This is a genomic window from Streptomyces sp. NPDC037242 (genome assembly GCF_055604165.1).
This window is the reverse complement of record NZ_JBVJUY010000023.1, coordinates 30,635-45,948: the sequence shown is the minus strand read 5'-3', so window position 1 is coordinate 45,948 and position 15,314 is coordinate 30,635. Positions and strand designations below refer to the sequence as shown.

The 15,314-nt window shown below is 70.5% G+C and carries 14 protein-coding genes, 2 pseudogenes and 2 CRISPR repeat arrays; of the genes and pseudogenes, 7 read left to right on the top strand and 9 right to left on the bottom strand.

Annotated elements, in window-relative coordinates:
• Positions 1 to 139: 139 nt before the first annotated feature.
• Positions 140 to 4,045 carry a MobF family relaxase gene (gene mobF, locus ACZ7GJ_RS25385; protein ID WP_470754968.1) on the top strand — a complete coding sequence of 1,302 codons (3,906 nt, stop codon included), beginning with the start codon at positions 140 to 142 and terminating at the stop codon, positions 4,043 to 4,045.
• A 146-nt stretch (positions 4,046 to 4,191) separates the two neighbouring features.
• Positions 4,192 to 4,584: a CRISPR direct-repeat array (repeat unit 29 nt; unit sequence GGGGTCATCCCCGCGCGTGCGGGGAGCAG).
• Positions 4,585 to 4,649: 65 nt separating this feature from the next.
• On the top strand, positions 4,650 to 5,225 hold the full coding sequence (locus ACZ7GJ_RS25380) for a hypothetical protein (protein ID WP_470754967.1): 576 nt from the start codon (positions 4,650 to 4,652) through the stop codon (positions 5,223 to 5,225).
• Here ACZ7GJ_RS25380 and ACZ7GJ_RS25375 read toward each other — a convergent pair.
• Entirely contained in the window at positions 5,222 to 6,037 is an 816-nt protein-coding gene (locus ACZ7GJ_RS25375; protein ID WP_470754966.1) for an alpha/beta hydrolase, read from the bottom strand. The two genes, ACZ7GJ_RS25380 and ACZ7GJ_RS25375, sit on opposite strands and share 4 nt — an antisense overlap.
• Positions 6,038 to 6,174: 137 nt before the next feature.
• Between ACZ7GJ_RS25375 and ACZ7GJ_RS25370 the strand changes: the two are divergent.
• Positions 6,175 to 6,288 (top strand): annotated as a pseudogene (locus tag ACZ7GJ_RS25370) (integrase); the annotation flags it as partial.
• Positions 6,289 to 6,314: 26 nt separating this feature from the next.
• On the opposite strand, the gene ACZ7GJ_RS25365 reads toward ACZ7GJ_RS25370, so the two are convergent.
• The 5 genes and pseudogenes from ACZ7GJ_RS25365 to ACZ7GJ_RS25345 form a co-directional block, all read right to left on the bottom strand.
• A complete protein-coding gene (locus ACZ7GJ_RS25365) occupies positions 6,315 to 6,848 on the bottom strand; it encodes a hypothetical protein (RefSeq protein ID WP_470754964.1) in 534 nt (177 codons plus the stop codon).
• Between the two features lie 148 nt (positions 6,849 to 6,996).
• Complete coding sequence (locus ACZ7GJ_RS25360; RefSeq protein WP_470754963.1) at positions 6,997 to 7,317, bottom strand: hypothetical protein; 321 nt, start codon at positions 7,315 to 7,317, stop codon at positions 6,997 to 6,999.
• A gap of 27 nt (positions 7,318 to 7,344) precedes the next feature.
• Positions 7,345 to 7,479: pseudogene (locus ACZ7GJ_RS25355) on the bottom strand (IS630 family transposase); the annotation flags it as partial.
• A gap of 411 nt (positions 7,480 to 7,890) precedes the next feature.
• Entirely contained in the window at positions 7,891 to 8,751 is an 861-nt protein-coding gene (locus ACZ7GJ_RS25350; RefSeq protein WP_470754961.1) for a hypothetical protein, read from the bottom strand.
• 398 nt (positions 8,752 to 9,149) lie between these two features.
• Positions 9,150 to 9,602 (bottom strand): hypothetical protein, encoded by a 453-nt coding sequence (locus tag ACZ7GJ_RS25345; protein WP_470754960.1) that lies wholly within the window; start codon positions 9,600 to 9,602, stop codon positions 9,150 to 9,152.
• A 434-nt stretch (positions 9,603 to 10,036) separates the two neighbouring features.
• Between ACZ7GJ_RS25345 and ACZ7GJ_RS25340 the strand changes: the two genes are divergently transcribed.
• From ACZ7GJ_RS25340 to ACZ7GJ_RS25325, 4 genes are all read left to right on the top strand, one after another.
• Entirely contained in the window at positions 10,037 to 10,867 is an 831-nt protein-coding gene (locus ACZ7GJ_RS25340) for a hypothetical protein (RefSeq protein ID WP_470754959.1), read from the top strand.
• A 98-nt stretch (positions 10,868 to 10,965) separates the two neighbouring features.
• Entirely contained in the window at positions 10,966 to 11,412 is a 447-nt protein-coding gene (locus ACZ7GJ_RS25335; protein WP_470754957.1) for a TetR-like C-terminal domain-containing protein, read from the top strand.
• Between the two features lie 61 nt (positions 11,413 to 11,473).
• Positions 11,474 to 11,815 (top strand): hypothetical protein, encoded by a 342-nt coding sequence (locus ACZ7GJ_RS25330; protein ID WP_470754955.1) that lies wholly within the window; start codon positions 11,474 to 11,476, stop codon positions 11,813 to 11,815.
• 5 nt (positions 11,816 to 11,820) lie between these two features.
• The gene (locus ACZ7GJ_RS25325) at positions 11,821 to 12,171 is read left to right on the top strand and encodes a DUF6233 domain-containing protein (RefSeq protein WP_470754954.1); all 351 of its coding nucleotides are present in this window, start codon (positions 11,821 to 11,823) and stop codon (positions 12,169 to 12,171) included.
• A gap of 286 nt (positions 12,172 to 12,457) precedes the next feature.
• A CRISPR array of direct repeats spans positions 12,458 to 12,973; the repeat unit is 28 nt; unit sequence GGTTCATCCCCGCGTGCGCGGGGAGCAG.
• Between the two features lie 138 nt (positions 12,974 to 13,111).
• On the opposite strand, the gene ACZ7GJ_RS25320 is transcribed toward ACZ7GJ_RS25325, so the two are convergent.
• From ACZ7GJ_RS25320 to ACZ7GJ_RS25310, 3 genes are read right to left on the bottom strand one after another with little or no spacing between them, the layout of a single operon-like run.
• A complete protein-coding gene (locus tag ACZ7GJ_RS25320) occupies positions 13,112 to 13,969 on the bottom strand; it encodes a Scr1 family TA system antitoxin-like transcriptional regulator (RefSeq protein WP_470754953.1) in 858 nt (285 codons plus the stop codon).
• On the bottom strand, positions 13,966 to 14,628 hold the full coding sequence (locus ACZ7GJ_RS25315; RefSeq protein WP_470754952.1) for a hypothetical protein: 663 nt from the start codon (positions 14,626 to 14,628) through the stop codon (positions 13,966 to 13,968). The genes ACZ7GJ_RS25320 and ACZ7GJ_RS25315 overlap by 4 nt, the downstream gene beginning before the upstream one ends.
• On the bottom strand, positions 14,625 to 15,227 hold the full coding sequence (locus ACZ7GJ_RS25310) for a class I SAM-dependent methyltransferase (protein ID WP_470754950.1): 603 nt from the start codon (positions 15,225 to 15,227) through the stop codon (positions 14,625 to 14,627). The genes ACZ7GJ_RS25315 and ACZ7GJ_RS25310 overlap by 4 nt, the downstream gene beginning before the upstream one ends.
• Positions 15,228 to 15,314 lie beyond the last annotated feature (87 nt).

Here is a 15,314-nt window from a genome sequence, read left to right as displayed (position 1 = left end):
GCCAACTGCTTGACAACGACGATTGGGAATCTGTCCGACAATGAATTCCCATATGGATGAATGACAGTTAGCACTCCAGGTATCTTCGTATCACGATCATGGATGGCAGCGCGGTCGGCACCAGGCAGGGGGTGGGCAGGTGGGTTACGCGACGCCCATCTACGCCCTTGAGCAGGTCGAGTACCGGCTCAGCGAGGACTGCGGGTGTGACCGGGAAGAGGACGCGCAGGTCGAGGACCGGCTGGCCGGGGAGAGCAGCCTGCGGTGGATCGGCGGCGGGCTCGGTGAGTTGGGGCTGGTCGCCGGGGAGCGGGTGGATCCGGTTGCCGCGCGGGCGTTGATGGACGGGCGGGACTGGCGTACGGGTGAGCAGCTCGTGGCCCGCAAGAAGGTGCTCGATCCGCGCGGGAAGGTCACTGCCCGGGTTCTCGTCGACGCCGTGTCCCGGGCCGCGGCGGAGAGCGGGCGGTCGGTCTCCGAGTACCTGGGCCGGCCGGCGCTGGCTGCGCGGTTCGCCCGGGCCGAGCGCGGCGTCCTGCGCGATGGGGAAGCGCATCTGCTGCCGTTGGCCGATGCCGAGCGGCTGGCCGCTGCCGCCGGGCTCCCGGTGGAGGAGCTGCACGGCGCCGACACCGTGGCCGAGGCGCGGAAGTGGATGCGGCACCACGTCGACGTCGGCCTGCGCGGCGTGGACATCACCCTGGATCTACCGAAGAGCGTCTCCGCCGTCTACGGGCTGGCCGGCCCGGAGCTCGCCGCGCGGATCGAGGAGGACTGGCTGGCCTCGGTCGGCGAGGCGGTGCACGCGCTGGAGGCGTGGGCGGCGTACGGGATGTCCGGCCATCACGGGGGCGGGCAGCGGGCCGAGCGGGTGGCGACGTCGGGGCTGATCGGCTGGACGACGCTGCACCGTTCCGCGCGTCCCGTGGACGGTTCGCCGGGCGACCCGCACCTGCACGTCCACGTGAACATCGCGCACTTGGCGAAGTGCGTTGACGGCAAGTGGCGCACGATCGCGGGTGGCGGTGAGGACCTGCACCGTTACGCCCACCTGGTCAACGAGATCGCCGAGGGTCGGCTCCGGGCGCGGTTCACGGAGGAGTACGGGGCTGCCTTCGAGCGCTCGGAGCGTACGGGGGCGTGGGAGCTCGCCGGGGTGGACGAAGGGCTTCGTGACGCGTTCTCCCGGCGCCACCGGCAGGTCCTCGACCTCGCGGGCCACGGCGCCTCGCGCGAGCAGCAGAAGGCGGCGGCCCGCAAGAGCGCGGAGGCCAAGGAGGACACCGGGCCGGACGCGCCGAGGGAGGCCTGGCGTACTCGGGCGGCCGCGGTCCTCGGCGGTGAGGCGGCGGTCGATGCGATGGTCGCGGCCGCGCTGCCCGGGCGGGACGGCCCGGCGCCCCCGCTGTCGGCCGGCGGCGGTCCGCGGATGCCGGGGCCGGAGGAGATCGCCGCGCAGGTCTGGGACGCCGAGCACGGCCTGACCGCAGGCCGGAAGACCGTCGCCCACACGCATGTCATGGCCGCCGTCGCGAAGACGCTGCCGTACCTCGAGTCGGTGCGGCAGCTGACCGAGCTCACGGACGAAGTCCTGGCGGTGGGCGGGCACGCGGTGCGCCTGGCCGACTCCAACCGCGGCCACCACACGCACCGGCAGCGCTACACGCACACCACGGTGGTGGCCGCCGAGCAGGCGGTGATCGAGTGCGCCACGGCCGGCCTGCACCGGCACCGGGCGGCCTGCCTGACCGCCGGCGCCGCCGAGATGACGATCTCGGCGGTCGAGGTCGCCAACTCCGGCGACCGCGACCGCGACGGCGACGGCCGGCCCTTCGTCTTCAGCGCCGAGCAGCGCGCCGTGGTGATGCGGCTGCTGACCGCCGGCCACGCGGTCGACGCGGTCATCGGCGTGGCCGGCGCGGGTAAGACCACCCTCATGCAGGCCGCCCGCACCGGCTGGGAGGCTGCCGGGCTGCGCGCCGCCGGCGCGTCGACCGCGGCCGTCGCGGCCGCCAACCTCGCTGCCGAGGCAGGTATCGAGTCCCGGACCATCGCCGCGTGGACCCGCGGGATCAGCAACGGCCGCGGCCTGCAGGGGATCGGCGTACTCGTCATCGATGAGGCGGCGATGGTCGACGACCGCGCACTGGCCGTACTGCTGCGGCACGCGGCCGCCACCGGCACCAAGGTCGTCGCCGTCGGAGACCCGCAGCAACTGCGCGCCGTCGGAATCGGCGGCGGCTTCGCCCGCGTCCACCGCATCGTCGACGGCCTCGAGCTCACCGAGAACCGCCGCCAGCGCGACCTCGCGGAGCGGGCCGCGCTCCGGGACTGGCGTACGGGCGCCCGTACCGGCGCACTGGCCGCCTTCGCCGCACACGGCCGCGTCCACGCCGACGACACCGCCACCGACGCCCTGACCTCGATGCTCGGCGCCTGGAACGACGCCCGTACCCGCTGGGCCGGCGACCCCCACGGCCAGGTCGCCGGCCTGCTGCTGCTCGCCGCCCGCCGCGCGGACGTCGCCGCCCTCAACGCCGGTGCCCGCGCCGTACTGGTCGCCTCCGGCGAACTCGACGAGGGCCGCACGTACGCGGTCGCGGGCGGGGAGCGGATCCGGTTCGCGGCCGGGGACCTGGTCCACATCCGCCGCAACGACTACCGCAGCCGCAGGGAGCAGTCCGGGGTCGATGTCCTCAACGGCTTCCGCGGCGTGGTCCTGGCGCTGGACGACCGCCAGGGCGTACTCGTCCAATGGCGCCGTCCCCGGCCGACGGGCGGGTTCGCGCTGTACGAGGCCTGGATGTCGGCCCGCGACATCGCCGAGGGCCGCCTCACGCACGCGTACGCCATGACGATCGCCTCGGCACAGGGACTGACCGCGGACGTCGCCATCGCCTACGGGCTGCACGCCGACTCCCACACCCTCTACCCGGCCATGTCCCGCGCCCGACTGGAGAGTCACCTCCACCTGCCGCTGGACGAGCTGGAAGACCACCCCACCCGGGCCGAACTGGGCCCGGCCCGCTCGGATGCCGAACGTTTGGACCGTGCGGTCGCGGCGTACGGGCGCCTCCTGCAGGACGACGGCGACGACTTCATGGTCACCGACGAGCTCGCCCGGATCCCCGCGGCCCGCGCCCTTGTGCGCGCGGAGCCCACCTACACCCCTTGGCAGCAGCGCCCGCACGGGCCCTTGCTCACCCCGCACCTGCCCGCCCGGGCTGCGGAGGAGACCGCTGCCGCGCAGCGCGCCGAGGACGCCGCCTCCGCGTACGAACGCCGGGCCGCCGAGCAGCAGCGCAGGCTGGACTCCCCCGTCACGCCGGGAGGCGCGCTTGCCGCGGACGCGTACGCGGTGCTCTCCCGCGCGGCCGCCCTGGCCGATCGGGCATGGGAGGAAGCGCAGCGCCACGGGGCGGCGGGTCGCCACGCCGAGTCGATCCGCCGCATCCGCGACCAGATCGCGGAGTCCGGCCACAAGAGCCGCCTCGCACTGCGGCTGGCCGGGACGAGCCGCAGGGAAGCGCTCGCCCTCGCCGCCCGGTACGAGCAGCAGTACGCGGCCGCGACCTCGGAGTCCCAGCGTGCCTCCCAGGCCTCGGTCGAGGCACTGCGCGAGGCCTGGCAGACCCTCACCACCCACCCGCACGCCTCGCTGCTCGCGCCGGGAAGGACGCCCACACCGCCCCGGGACGCCGAGACGATGTCCGCGCTGGTGGAGGCGATGCGGCAGCACGTCCCCGTACTGGCCACCCGCCTCGACGCCCGCGTAGCCGAAGACGTCCAGCAGCTGCACGCCGCCGCGGCGGCACAACGCGCAGCGGCCGTACGGCACCACACGACGGCGACGGAGCTACGGCAGGAGACGGCCCTCCGCGAGGAGCTGCGCTCGACGGCCCCCGTCCGCCACGCGCACGAGACCGACGAACGCGCTGCCGCCCTGCGCGCCCGGCAGGACCAGACACTGGCGCCCCAGGCGGCGCGTACCGCCACGCCCACCCAGCAGGGCCATACGCCGACGGCTCCGACGCCCCGCCGCTGATCCCTAGGGCCGACGCCTACGAGCTGGGTTCATCCCCCCGCGTGCGGGGAGCAGACCGGCTGGGGCGGCGACAACGTCCTGGACGCGGGGCCATCCCGCGGGTGCGGGGAGCAGTCACCGCCGGACGTGGTCAGCAGCGAAGCGCCGGGGTCATCCCCGCGCGTGCGGGGAGCAGCGCTCGACCAGGTAGAGGGCGGCGAACATCGGGGGGTCATCCCCGCGCGTGCGGGGAGCAGGGCTCTTGGTCTCAGGATCTGGGTAGTAGCGGGGGGTCATCCCCGCGCGTGCGGGGAGCAGCGACGGTGGGCGACCCGGTCGCCGGCCTTGAGGGGGTCATCCCCGCGCGTGCGGGGAGCAGATGACACGTCAGGTCCGCCGTGATAATGGTCGGGGTCATCCCCGCGCGTGCGGGGAGCAGATGACACGTCAGGTCCGCCGTGATAATGGTCGGGGTCATCCCCGCGCGTGCGGGGAGCAGAGCCTCGGCCGCGCGTACGAGCTGGCGGATCTGGGGTCATCCCCGCGCGTGCGGGGAGCAGACTTGCTGAACTGCAACGTTACGCGTGAAGTGAGCGGTTACCGAGTACTTTCAAGGGATCGGGCATTGCGGAGATATCGCGCCCGGCATCTCCTGCTCGACCTCGCACACGCCGCCGCCCAAGGCCCCTGGACGCTGCCCCCGCGCGCCCGCGCCAAAGCCCTCCAGCAGGAAGCCCGCGCCCTCGCGCTCACCGGCGCCCCGGCCAAGTCCGTCGCGCGGACCCTCGGACAGGCCCAGGACGCCCTCGCCGCCGCGGCCCCCGCCGAGCCGGCGACGTGCACGGGCCCGCTGTGTGCCGGATACAGCGAGGACCGGTTGATGGCGCAAAGCGCCATCTGCCACCGCGAAGCCGGCCAGCCCCGCCAAGCCGTCACCCTGCTACGCCAGCACCTGACCCGCGGCGACTTCGCCACACGCGATCGGGCCTTCTTCAGCGCCCATCTCGCTGGTGCCCTGGCCGCCGCCGGGCAGCCCGATGATGCCGCCGCCACGAGACTGTCCGCGCTCCAGCTCGCCGCAGGCCCCGGCTTCGGCCAGGCCCTCGGTGAACTGCGCCGCACCGTTTGCGAACTGCGCCCGTACGCGCGACGGCCCGCCGTCCGAGAGCTCCGCCGGGCCCTGACCGCCCTGCCGGTCTAACGTGCCAGGAAGCCGCAGACCCTCTCGATCACAGCGGCCTGCCACACCTGGGTCTGCGCCTGCGCGTACTGCGGATCATCGTGTACGGCGAATCCGTGCTGTGCGCCGTCCAGCTCCATGAGCTCGGCCGGGCCCCCGAACACCGGGAGGTAGCGGCGGGAGGACTCCACCGGCACGAACGTGTCCTTCGTCCCGTGCACCAGCAGGGCCGGCGCCTGCACCTGGCGCAGGTAGACGTCCGGATCGAGGTAGAAAACCTCGTTGTGCAGGGCCCGGCCCAGCTCCCATGGGGACTTCTCCGTGAAGCCGCGCTCGTCCAGGTCCCGGGCCGCGGAGGCCGTGATGTAGTCGCTGTCGAAGTACTGGCGGCTGGTGACGTACCGCTCCCGGTAGTCCAGACGCGGATTGAGAAGCACCAGGCGGTCGACGTCCTGCGGGCGGTACGCCGCATGCAGGGCTGCGGCCCCACCGGAGAACGATGCCGCGATCACGTGAACCGGCCTGTCCACACCCGCTTCGGCCTTCAGGTGATCGCCCGCTGCCCGGATGTCGTTGGCGACTCCCGCGATCGTCACCTCCTGCGTCCGGCCGCCGCTCGCGCCGTGCGCGCGCAGGTCGAACCTCATGCACCTCACGCCTTCACGGGCGAGCCCGGCGGCGAGCCGGGTGAAAAACCCGCCCTCATGCCGGGTCACCCCGGCGCCGTGCACGAGGACAGCCACACCAGCCGTCGTCTGCTCCGGCACCGTCACCGTCCCCACCAACGCCGTGCCGTCCAGCGACCGGAACCCGACTTCCAACTCAGAGGCCATGAACAGATCGTAGAGACCGCACCCGCACGAGACGAGTCAGCTAGCGCAGATCGGCTGTCTTCGTTCACGTCATCGAGTAGCGTTTCGACAGCACCGGCGGCGCATACGGCGCGGGCGTGCCGTCGACGCTGCCGAGCAACCAGAACGCCCGCCATCCCGACGTCCTGGCAGCCCAACGACGCGAACGCGCACGGATCCGCAGCGAACGAGGCATCCGCTGGGGCGGCAGACCACTACCGGCCATGGTCTGACCACCCAACCCGGCGAACCTATACGGTCACAGCACTGTGCACCGCTCCAGCCCTAGGGTGTCGAGTCGCTCGCGGAGATCGGATATCGCCGACTTTTCAGCATCCACGTGAGGCTGTTCAAGCGTGTCCGTTCGAATTGCTTCCGCACTCGCGCCGTAGGCGTTGCTAAGCGCCGTTCCGGAATCATAGAGTTGCCCAATTTCATCCTTGCGTTCATCTGGTTGCTCGAGTCCTCTCCAAGTGCCGACAAGGTGGCTCACTCTGATCTCGAGTTGCCGCATCGCCGCTGCGGTCTCATCGCGCTCAGGTGAGGGCACTGGAGCATCGGGGTTCAGGGAATTCAGAGCACTATTTGCTTTGTATTTAACGTCAAGCAGAACGGGAAGCTCCTGCTCGCATGCCCCATTTGCTTTCGATCCCCAAGCGTCGAAGGATATTCCCTTACTCGAGCATTGCGTCAGGATGAATGCTAGTATGCCAATGACTGCGGAGAGAGTTCCAAGCCACCAGCCAACGTGACTCCGTAGTTTGCTGCCCCGGGAAGTCGGTTCACTGCTCATCGTGACCTCCTCTGAGAGGCGCCCTGGCTAAGTGTCTCGCCGCGTCTGGTGGCTCGCATCCCGGACACTGAGCCATTTTCAACGATTCCAACAGAGGAAGTTGAAGAGCAGGGTTTAGGAGTCGTCCCATTTCGGAGTGGAGACGAGCCTACCTTCTTCGGTGCGGGACCAGCGGCACGCCCACCAATACGTCATCGGCCCCGTCGGTAATGTCGTCCGGCGCGGGCTGCCCGACGACTTGGGCGAGCCGCCGTTCGAGCGCGTTCAGGTTGCTTGTCTGATCGATCGTTGCAATTCCGTTGACGGAGACGCGCAGTGGCTCAGAAAGCAGGGCAGAGATCCGTTCGTGCAGGATCTCCCGCACCACGGCCCGCGCGGAGCGCAGGCGCTTGTACCGCTGTGCGAGATCCGTCGGGTCCACATCGGGCCCGAGCTGCCTAGTCAGCCAGCGCAGCACCTCGCTGTCCATGAGCGTCCTTCCATGTGCGGAGCCGGGGAGGAGGGAACGGACGGTGTCCTCGTCCGCCTGGACCAGACGCCCGATCACCGGAACTGTGCCGCCGCCGGCCGAGGCCAGCAGCATCATCGCCCGCCGGAACCGCACCGAGCTGGTACTGCCCCGCCGAAAGATCTGCTGGAGCCTCTGCCCCTCCTACTCCGTCAGCCTGCGGACCCTGACCGGTGGTGCCATCCCGCCTCCGCTGCTGGTCGGATGTGACGACTTCGACTGGCATGGGGCCCCGCAGTCACCGACCGCGGGGCCCTCACCTTCAGGGCGCCACGCAGCAGGTTCAATGCCCGCCGCCAGGGTGGCCCTCGGCGCGCTGGGCCCCACATACTTCAGGGGGATCGCCATTCCGAATGGCCGGACACGGGACGCGGTGCCGCCTACCCGCCACCGGGATCCTGTCGGGGCCTGCCAGGCGGTCGCGTCTCACCGGGCCGGAGCGACCGGCGAGCGCCGTACGTTGCCCAGCTCTACGTGAAGGCCACGGCGGCGGCGAAGCCCTGACGCCCAGGGGCGGGGGCGGCCTTGCCCTGGTTATACGCCGCCCTCGATGAGGGTCCAGCCGGGGGAGATGTCGTCCAGCGGCCCGACGCTCTTGTAGTCGCCGTCGACCAGCTTCGAGGCCGAGGCGGTGCCGTCGGACTTGTAGAAGAGCAGGCTGTCCGAGGTTCGGCCCACCTTCTCCCAGAGTTCGGAGGTGCCGACCCCGCGGAAATGGAAGACCCAGCCGTCGGTCGCCGTGCCCGCCCGCAAGTCGAGTTTCCCGCCCGCCTTCGCCCAGGACAGCACCGAGTCCCTGGTGGCGGTCAGCTGGCCCAGGTGGTCCTCCCCCACCAAGCTGCCCCTGCGCCCGTAGACGCCGCCTTCCAGGGTTCCGTACTCGCTCTTGTCCCACGAGAAGGTGGCCGCCCCTGGCCGGGCCGCGGCGGTCAGCGTGTCGCACGAGCCGGCCATGGTCACCCAGCCCTTCTTGAAGTCGTCGTACGTGCGCACCTGTTGGTACTTGCCGTTCCGCAGGGTGCCGGTGATGCCGTGGCCGGTCTGGCCGTTGTAGAAGAGCACCGAGTCGCCGGAGGCCTCGACCTGGGTCCAACCCGTCGGGAAGTTGCCAAAGGTGCGGGTGCGCGCGTACTCGCCGTCGGTGAAGGTGCCGACCTCCCCAGCCCCGGTGATCTTGTTGTACAGCAGCAGCGAATCGTGGCTCGCCGCCGCGTGCGTGTAGCCGCGCGGCAGGTGGAACTCCCCGTTGGACTCCCAGTGGCCGGCGGAGAGGGTTCCGGTGACGGCTGAGCCGCTACCGGTCCGGTAGAACAGGATCGAGGTGTTCCCGCTGGTGCCGAAGCAGGACGCGGAAGCGGACGCGGGGGTGACGGGACTCGCCAGCAGAACCGCCACTGCAGAAGTCGCCAGCGTGACCACCAGGAATTTCCTCATCATTGCCCCATTTCGTCGCGCGTGGGCGCGCGCGTCGGGCGTCGTGGGGTCGCCCGTGCGTAGGGGGTTCCCCGCGTGGATGCGGTCGCAGCGGCCGACGTCACGGGTCGACCGAGGCTGCGACGGGCGGCACGACCTGAGCTCCAACAGGCGCCCACCGGCGATTCCCGCCCATGTGCAACGCCCTCGTCCATTCTGCGCCGCATCGGGACCCGTCGCATCCAAGCCCTACTAGTTAGTGCCAGGCCTTTCTGAGGGCTTCGAGTCCGAGGCGGGCAAAGTGCTCGCCCCAGTTGCCGCGATAGCCGCTCTCCCCGTACCTCCGCGCGACTTGGCCACGTAGCGCGCACAGCCGTACGTCAGTGGAACCAGACGACGAGACGTACGTTCTCCGCGCCGTGGACTTCGCTGAGGATGCGCATGACGCTCCAGACCCGGCCCCAGTCGGTGTCGGTCCCTGCGGCAGAGGCGCGGGTTCGTGTGCCTGAGGCGTTGGTTTCCTGCCAGTTCGTGGCCTCCAGCTCGGTCCAGGTCAGCCAGGTGGTCCCGTGCACATCGTGGGGGCCGCCGTAGCCGGCGAACTCGGCTCGCAGCCCATCCGAGGCGTCGTCCGGGAAGCCGCGGTCTTCCGCCAGGGGCCGGAAACCGTAGGAGTTTCGGATTCCGAAGAGGCAGGCCAGGCCGTCGTAGGCGTTGCCCCTGTTGAGGAGGAAGAGATCGATGCCCACCTCCCATACGGAGTCCTCGTCGTCGGGGCCCCATAGTCGGGCCCCCGGCCGGCATTCGATCATTCCGCTGACGTCGGTAGACATGGAGGGATCCTGCCTGCGCAGGCCAGGAGCCGGCATCTCCTTTTCGCGCGCGTGCCTACGTGGCCCGCGAGGGCTCTGGCTCGGCCGGATCCGTAGACGTCGTAGCGCCGTAGTTGGCCGGCCTGGCTAAGCAGGTGCTCAACAGGCTGCCCGGACGGAGGGCGTGGTCGTCGGAAGTCAGCCGCCGCCCAGACCCCATCCGTTGAGTCCGCCGTAGACATGGCCTCCCGGAACCGAGGGGCATCCATGCCGACGGGTTCGCCCCGGATAGATGGCGACAAGCGGGTCCCGGCCCCGCCACCAGGTGTCGGTCAACCCCTGGACTTCAGCCACCGGATCGAATCCCTCAAGGTCCAGGTCCTGGACGGCGTCACCCTTGATCCTCACTGCACTACTCGGTGGAGCCGATCCACGGCGTCCCGTACGGTCGGTCCATGATGATCAAAGTGGGCGAAGCGCGCAGTGTCGGCGTCCTTTCCCCAGGGGCAAGGTTGCGCTTCGGGACGGAACTGCACGAGCTCGGCGGCGGACCGCGGCGCCGCTTGTTGATGGTTGACGACGAGCCTGCCTTCGAGCTCAGCTTCTACTGCGGAACGTGCCCGCTGCTGTTCCGCCGCCTGGAGACCGCGCGGGAGAAGCTGTCCCTGGAGAGCATGCAGGAACGGCTCACCGGGGCGCTGGACGATCCGGACGACGACGGCGTGATCGAGGCATTCGGCGCGCTGCTACCGCAGGGCGAGTACCTTCCGCTGCTCCTGGACGTGGAACCCCGGCTGGTCATCCCCGGCAAGGAAGGCGACTACTTCAGCGGAGAACAGGTCACCACATGGGGGATCGATCAGTTCTGGGGCCTCCCGGAGTACCCGCACACCCCGTACTACCGGACCTTCGAGACCGCCGTCGACGCGGACGCCCACCTCTACGAGTTCGTCGTACCCATGGTTCCCCCGACGTGGAACGAGCGGGAGCGCGTCGAGGAGTACGTCGCGCTCATGGAGCAGGGAACGGTCCCCACGGCGGTGGCGATCTCGACCCTGGACGTGTGCCAGCCCGCCATCGACCAGGGAGACGACTATTTCGTGCACTGGGGCCTGACCCACTTCCTCCTCGACGGCCACCACAAACTGGAAGCCGCCGCGGCAGCCGGCCACCCGGTGCGGCTCCTCTCGCTCCTGACCCTGGGCGAAAGCCTGGCCGGATCGGACGACGCCGCCCGACTGCCGGCCCTGCGCACCCGCGCCCGCTCGGCCCGCGTGACCGGATAGTTGGCCCGCCTGGACGACTACGGCGCTCATCGTGCCGTCGGCGCGCTCCCGTGCACACCAGAGGCCGAAGTCGGACGTTCGTAGTCGGCTGGTCTGCGGTGAGCTCCGTCCTTTCCAGCCAGTGGGTGTACCAGCGGGCGAACGTGATCGGCTTCTCCGCGTGGTCGAGGAGCGGGGCTTGCCGACCGGCCCACGAGCACCCGCCCGGTACGAACCGGGCCCGGTACAGGCTCGATCCGCAGACCGCCGCGGCCAGGGCGGGCGTCCGGCACGCGCAGATGACACGGGCGATCCTGCGTGGCTACAGGCTGGCCGGGCCGGACCAGGCGTACGCGGTCCGCATGCTCGGCAGCGCCTTCCACGGCTACGCAGCACTGGAAGCGGCCGACGACTTCGACCACACCGACGTCACCGCCCAGCAGTCCTGGGACTGGACCCTGGAAAGCCTCGGCGCCGCGCCGCGGAGCCGCTCCACCCCCTTGACAGGGCTCCGCAACCCGGCACCACGCCCACACGCCGACCCGGCATCCCTCCTCTTCCCATGAACGGGCGACCGCCCGGGGCGTCAGCTTCCCTTTATGAATCGAACAGATTTACGATTCAAAGGTGACTGACGCGAACTCCTTCCCCGACGATCTCCTCCACCTGCAGGAGCGCCTCCACCGCGCCCACGTCGAGCACCGCACCTACCTGGCCGGACTGCCCTGGAGCGTGGAGCCCATGGCGGGCTGGGTGCGGGGGGAACGCTTCTCGCACCGCGGCGACGTTGCCGACAGCCCTGGCTGGAGCAACGAGCAAAAGGAGATGGTCGACCGGATGTGGGCCGAGCTCCGCACCCTGTCGATCCAGGTCGTCGACCACCCGCATTGGAAGACGGTCCCCGCCGAGGCCATGGTGGAGTCCCGCATGGCTCTGAAGCGGCAGACCCGCCCGGTCGAGGCGGCGTAACGGCCATGCCGGACCCCCTCCTGCCCCTGCCGCCGGCTCTGGACCAGCTCCTGGTGATACGCCGCTGGCTGGAGCTCACCCTCGCGCGTGTCGATGAGAAGATCAGCGTCGTCCGGGCCGCCGACGAGGAACGGGCCCGGCGCCGGCCGCCGCCGGAGCCGCCCCGCTGGTGGATCGAATACGGCATCGGCACCTCCCGCAGACCCGACCGCGTTCACACGGGCGCCTGCAGGATCACGAGCCGCGGCCGGGCGGCCACCAGGGAATCGGTCCTGGAAGTGCTGCGGACCGTGCCGTCGGTCATCGCATGCCCGTTGTGCCGGCCCGATAGCGAACTGGGGCTGCTCGATACCTGACCCAGGTGCGGTCAGGGGTTCGACCGGGCCGGGGCCGGGGCGCTTCGGTGTCGCTCTGGCAGGCGGATTTAGGGGTTCGCCGGTGGTGCGGGCGCCCCGAGGATGAGGTTCATCCCGCGTACGCGGGAGCAGCTGCTGCGTCTGGGAACCGACGAGCACGTGCTGGGTCCATCCCCACCAGTGCGAGGAGCAGAGTTGCACGCCCTGGCGGGTCAGCCGGGTGACGGGTTCTCCCCCACGGGTGGGGGAGAAGGACGACGAGCAGCTCCACGCCGAGATCGCCGGGGGTTCATCCCCGCGGGTGCGGGGAGCAGGCGGAGAGGCGCCGCTTGACCTCCGCAAGCTCAGGTTCATCCCCGCGTGCGCGGGGAGCAGGAGGAGGCAGAGCAGGACCCGTTGAGGTATCCGGGTTCATCCCCGCGTGCGCGGGGAGCAGTGAGCGCGGTGAGGAGGCGGGGCCGGAGGGCCGGGTTCATCCCCGCGTGCGCGGGGAGCAGGTGACCTTGTGCTTGAACGTCCGGCCCCACATGGGTTCATCCCCGCGTGCGCGGGGAGCAGGCTCACGCCTCCTTGCCCGCGATCAAGCGGGCGGGTTCATCCCCGCGTGCGCGGGGAGCAGTTCGCGGCACGCGGGTTCTGGCGGACGCAGTCGGGTTCATCCCCGCGTGCGCGGGGAGCAGCGAGGCTGCGGCCGCCTGGTCCTTGCCTGCGCGGGTTCATCCCCGCGTGCGCGGGGAGCAGGGAGGCCACGGCACTCCCCACTCGGCAAGCTGCGGTTCATCCCCGCGTGCGCGGGGAGCAGACTTGCTGAGCTGCAACGTTACGCGCGAAGTGAGCGATTTCTGAGTACTTTCGCGGGATCGGGCATTGCGGATATATCGCGAACTGGGATCTCCCGTAGCGGGTACACCAGAAGTGCCAGTAGCTGCCCTGTGGGGCTTCATTGGGTACAGGCGGTGTTCCTGGTCGAAGCGGCAGCAGCGGCCCAGTGCTCGGCGGCGTCATGCAGCATGCTCAGGCTGGAGTCCGGGCAGAAGGCGGTTTCCCGCGCCCGTTGAACGGCCTCGGCCCGCGAGCGGGCGGCGGTTCCGGTGGAGAAGGCTGGGATCCAGTCGTCGTCGATCCAGATCCGGCGGGTGCCGGGCAGGCCAATCTCGCTGAGTAGTCCTGCCGGCGGGGGAACGCCCACGGGCGGCATGACGCGGATCTCGAGGTCGCCGCTGTCGGCAAGGCTCGCCCAGTACCGCAGCTGCGCGGCCATGACAGCCGGCCCTCCGTACGGGCGGCTCAGCACGAGTTCCTCCAGGAACAGCGTGATGGGGCAGCGCGGGCGCGGCCTGGGCGGCGGCACGAGTCCTCCGTCGGGCTGCGCTCGGTATGCGGCGAAAGCCGGACTGTAGAGGACCGGCGGGATCGTGAAACACGTGAGCACGGTCAACGACACCGCCGTGGCCTCCACGGCTTCGACGCGTCCGCGCAGCCAGCCGCCCGCATCGCGGTACTCATGGTCCTGCGCGTGCCGCAGTAGGCACTGGGCTTCTTCGAAGTCCTCACGCGTGCTCAGGCCGTAGACCCGGAGCAGGGCGTACATGCACTGCTCGGTGGGCGTACAGATCCCCATCTCGTACCGCGACAGCATCGCCGCGCTCTTGTGGATCCGCAGGGATGCCTGGTGGAGGCTGAGCCCTACGCGTTTGCGCAGTGCGCGCAGGTAGGCGCCGAGCACCAGCGCCCCGGCCGGTGGCCCCTCGTCCCTTTCCGGTGGGAAGAGTGGCGTGGGCGGCGTGGGTGCGGTCACGCGAGTTTTTCGGCCAGGCACAGTGCCTGGTCAGCGGACAGGGTGAGCGTGATGTCGGCCTCGGCATGGACGCAGTCGGGGGTGGCCTCCACCATGACGCCGGCTCCGACGATCCCGATGAGCAGTTGCTTCATCCGGTCGGCGAGCGCGTTTTGCCCTTCGGCGTGGACGAGGTCCAGGCCGTCGGCGATGTTGTCGGCGCCCAGCGCTGCGGCGAGAGTGATCGCTGAGCGCAGGTTGTCGGGGTCGCTGAGCTTTACGGTGACCGAGCCCCGGCGCAGAGGGACGACCTCGGCGGACAGACCCAACGGGTCCAGGGCCGCCCGTAGGCGGGTGGCGGAGTCCTGGACGTGCAGGACCGGCGCGATGAGCTGATCGGCGAGCCGCTGTCCGGCAGTGGAGTCGGCCAGGACGATCTCCAGCTGGCAGGTGCGGCCGTTGGCGTTGTCGCCGACGGCCGCGTCGATCCCGGCGGCCGTCAGCCAGGCCTGGATCGCGGTCCGGTCCAGGGCGCAGGGCAAGCCGCGGCTACCGAACAGCAGGACGACCGGCAGCCCTGTGCCGGCGGCGGGCTGGACCATCGCGGAGATGTCCGCTGCTGCCACGGCTTCGGCGAGCACCCGGGTCAAAGACCGCGATGGGGATTCGGGTGTGGTCACCGGTGGAGGCCCTTCATGCTGGAGGTGGTGAGGGGGCGGCGCAGGGCCAGGGCGGTAACCCGGCCTCCCGGGTCGAGGTTCCAGCGGGTGCTGTCTCGCCAGCCCGCGCGGATCTCCTCGATCACGGCCTCCGGATACCCTGCGAGGCCGTGGTCGGGCGGCTGCTTCTCCGTCACCTGCACCACCAGGTACAGGCAGCCGGTGTCAGGGCGCAGCCAGTGGCGTACGCCCTCCAGGAACCGCTCGGGTTCCAGGTAGGGCATGGTCAGGCGGCAGGCCACGACGTCGACGCTGCCCGGCTCGAGGCCCGGCGGCACGTCATCGGTGAGGAAGTCGTGGACGGCGAAGCCCAGCCGCTTGCTCGAATGCGTATTCCTCGCCGCTTCGATGGCGACGCGGGACCAGTCGTAGCCGGTGACGGTCATGCCCGTACGGGCCATCGCTGCGGCCAGCGTCCCCCGCCCGCACCCCACGTCGACCGCGATCTGCCCCCGCTCGGGGGCGACGTGCCGCCGGAACGCATCCAGCTCGAACCGGGTCTGCGCTAGGGATTCCTGCGGCTGGCTATAGAAGCGATCCCAATAACGAAGCTTGCGCATCGCATCTCCCGTGTTCCGCGGGATCCGGCCTTTGCCGCCACCGTCGGGCTCTCGCAGAGTCCGTACGCCCACCATCGGGTGGCAGTG

Bases quoted from the DNA above. Each gene is read 5' to 3' on its own strand.
- ACZ7GJ_RS25365 (WP_470754964.1), bottom strand. From the start codon at position 6,848: ATGAGCAGTGAACCGACTTCCCGGGGCAGCAAACTACGGAGTCACGTT.
- ACZ7GJ_RS25340 (WP_470754959.1), top strand. From the start codon at position 10,037: ATGATGATCAAAGTGGGCGAAGCGCGCAGTGTCGGCGTCCTTTCCCCA.
- ACZ7GJ_RS25325 (WP_470754954.1), top strand. From the start codon at position 11,821: ATGCCGGACCCCCTCCTGCCCCTGCCGCCGGCTCTGGACCAGCTCCTG.
- ACZ7GJ_RS25345 (WP_470754960.1), bottom strand. From the start codon at position 9,602: ATGTCTACCGACGTCAGCGGAATGATCGAATGCCGGCCGGGGGCCCGA.
- ACZ7GJ_RS25360 (WP_470754963.1), bottom strand. From the start codon at position 7,317: ATGGACAGCGAGGTGCTGCGCTGGCTGACTAGGCAGCTCGGGCCCGAT.
- ACZ7GJ_RS25375 (WP_470754966.1), bottom strand. From the start codon at position 6,037: ATGGCCTCTGAGTTGGAAGTCGGGTTCCGGTCGCTGGACGGCACGGCG.
- ACZ7GJ_RS25310 (WP_470754950.1), bottom strand. From the start codon at position 15,227: ATGCGCAAGCTTCGTTATTGGGATCGCTTCTATAGCCAGCCGCAGGAA.